The sequence below is a fragment of the Streptomyces alkaliphilus genome, assembly GCF_014141535.1.
Lineage (GTDB): Bacteria > Actinomycetota > Actinomycetes > Streptomycetales > Streptomycetaceae > Streptomyces > Streptomyces alkaliphilus.
This window is the reverse complement of sequence record NZ_VKHT01000782.1, coordinates 1-2,432: the sequence shown is the minus strand read 5'-3', so window position 1 is coordinate 2,432 and position 2,432 is coordinate 1. Positions and strand designations below refer to the sequence as shown.

The window sequence follows — 2,432 nt, the reverse complement described above, 5'->3', positions numbered from 1 at the left end:
GTCACCCCCCGTCGATCCTCCGCCGGACGACGATCACCGGCGGAGGATCGACGGGGGGTGACAGGGGGCACGGGGGGCGACGGACGCCGGAAACCGGCCGGAAGACCCCGCGATGCGCGGCGCCCCGACCCTCAGGCCCCGGCGAAGGAGTAGAAGCGCTTCAGCGTGCAGTGCTCGTCGAGCAACCGGCCGTAGATCGGCTCGCCCTCCAGCTCCCGATACACCTCGATCGGGTCGCCTTTTATGATCAGCGCCCGCGCGCACTCCACGCACCAGTACTGGTAGGAGGGATTGACCGGCTCGAGATCGCGCACGATGGGGGTGGCCCCGCCGCACCAGTCGCACTTCCTGCTGTGTGCTCCCATGACGCGATCAACTCCAGCCTCGGCCGCAGGCCATGCGCACGTGGAAATCCTCCGTGGTCGCCGGGAGTTCCGCACCGGGTCGCCCGCCCCGGCCGGCACGATTCTGCCACGGGGAACGGTTCGCGATAAGCGGACGATCCCGTCTCCCCCGAAGGGAGACGGGATCGATACCTCATGTGCACGATCGCACACCCGCGGCGCGCGCCCGGCGCCCGGGGCCGCCTCAGGTGTCGTCGCCGATCACCGGGAGGGGGAGGCTGCCGGCGTTGTGTTCCAGCAGCCGCCAGCCCCGGACCCCGTGCCCGAGCACCGACCAGCAGCAGTTGGAGAGCCCGCCCAGCGCCTCCCAACTGGAGGGCTCCAGACCGATGAGGCGCCCGATGGTGGTGCGAATGGTGCCGCCGTGACTGACCACGACCAGGGTGCCGTTCTCCGGCAGCTTCTCCGCGTGGCGCTCCACGACGGGTGCCGCGCGGTCCGCGACCTCGGACTCCAGTTCGCCCCCGCCCCGGCGCACCGGTTCGCCGCGCTTCCACGCCGCGTACTCGTCGCCGTGCCGGGCCCGGATCTCCTCATGGGTCAACCCCTGCCACACACCGGCGTACGTCTCCCGCAGCGCCTCGTCCCGCCGGATCTCCAGGCCGGTGAGGGCGGCCAGCTCGGCGGCCGTGTCCGCGGCGCGGCTCAGGTCCGAGGAGATGATGGCGTCCGGACGCAACCGGGCCAGCATGCCGGCCGCTCGCCGGGCCTGGGCGCGACCCTCGTCGGTGAGCGGGATGTCCGTGGTGCCCTGGAAGCGGTGCTCGAGGTTCCACGAGGTCTGTCCGTGTCGCCACAGGACGATTCGACGCCCCGGCGGTGGGACGCTCACGAGGGGTCCTCCCCGGCGTCCCCCGCGGTGTCGGCGCCGCCGCCGCGGGTGGCCACCGCGTCCGGCGGCAGCTCCAGCTGCGGGCAGTCCTTCCACAGCCGCTCGAGCGCGTAGAAGACCCGCTCCTCGGAGTGCTGGACGTGCACGACGATGTCCACGTAGTCCAGCAGCACCCAGCGTCCCTCACGCTCCCCCTCACGGCGCACGGGCTTGGCGTCGAGCTTCTCCCGCAGCTCCTCCTCCACGGCGTCCACGATCGCCCGGACCTGCCGGTCGTTGGGGGCGGAGGCCAGCAGGAAGGCGTCGGTGATGGCCAGCACGTCGCTCACGTCGTACGCGATGATGTCGTGCGCGAGCTTGTCGGCGGCGGCCTGCGCGGCGACCGTGATCAGCTCGGTGGCGCGGTCGGTGGCGGTCACAACAGGGGGTTCTCCCTCGATCGGTGAATGTCGGGTCCAGGGTCTCACGTCCCCGGAGGGCCCTGCCGCCGGACCACCCGCCCGGGGCCCCGGGCGTCCCCGACCGCCCGCCCGGGGCCGCGGCGGCTACCCGTCGGAGTCCGCGCCGACCAGGACCACGATGTCCGCGGTGCCGGGGACCTCCCCCTCCACGGCCGCCTCGTCGGACAGGCCGAGGGTGCGGGCCACCTCCACGGCGGTCCGGCGGAAGGGTTCGGAGCTGTAGCGGACCTCGCTCCCGGATATCTCCCCGTCGGCCGCCCGGGTCTCCACCACGGTGAACCCGCCGTTGACCAACAGCACCCGGGCCGACTCGCCGGCCGCCCCGTCCTCGCTGCCGTCCCGCACCGCGATGCGCGGCAGTCGGGCGCCCTCGGCCTCGTTCACGGTGCCGCCGAGGACCGCCGCGACCACGTTCTCGGCCGTCTCGTCGTCGATCGTCCCGTCCTCGCGGACCGCGAGCGTCACCATGGCGTGCGCGTCGGCACCGGCCATGCCGGCCAACCGGGCGAGGTTGGCGCCCAGCGCCTTCTCGGACAACGAGGGGTCGGGGACCTGTGCCAGGTTCTCCACGACGCGGACGGCGCCGTCCTCGGTGTCGGGCATCTTCTCCCAGACCGCCGACATCACCTGCCCGAAGCGCTCCAGCTGGGCGCGCTGGGGCTCGTCGTCGGCGCGGTGGACGGCGTAGGCGACGGCCTGCGCGCCGGCGAGCCGGGTCCCCTCCCCCTCCGGGAC

At 73.4% G+C, this 2,432-nt stretch carries 4 protein-coding genes; all 4 read right to left on the bottom strand.

Features of this window, described 5'->3' with window-relative positions; all coding sequences use genetic code 11:
• Window positions 1–131: 131 nt before the first annotated feature.
• Complete coding sequence (locus tag FNQ90_RS19725) at window positions 132–365, bottom strand: hypothetical protein (protein WP_143618427.1); 234 nt, start codon at window positions 363–365, stop codon at window positions 132–134.
• 223 nt (window positions 366–588) lie between these two features.
• Window positions 589–1,236, bottom strand: a complete 648-nt coding sequence (locus FNQ90_RS19720; protein ID WP_143618429.1) for a histidine phosphatase family protein — start codon at window positions 1,234–1,236, stop codon at window positions 589–591.
• Window positions 1,233–1,655, bottom strand: coding sequence for a ribosome silencing factor (rsfS, locus tag FNQ90_RS19715; protein ID WP_182607585.1), 423 nt, complete (start codon window positions 1,653–1,655; stop codon window positions 1,233–1,235). Before rsfS ends, FNQ90_RS19720 begins: the two co-directional genes overlap by 4 nt.
• Before the next feature lie 126 nt (window positions 1,656–1,781).
• Window positions 1,782–2,432, bottom strand: a 651-nt coding sequence (locus FNQ90_RS19710; RefSeq protein ID WP_182607584.1) for a LytR C-terminal domain-containing protein, incomplete at its 5' end; no start/stop codon positions are given.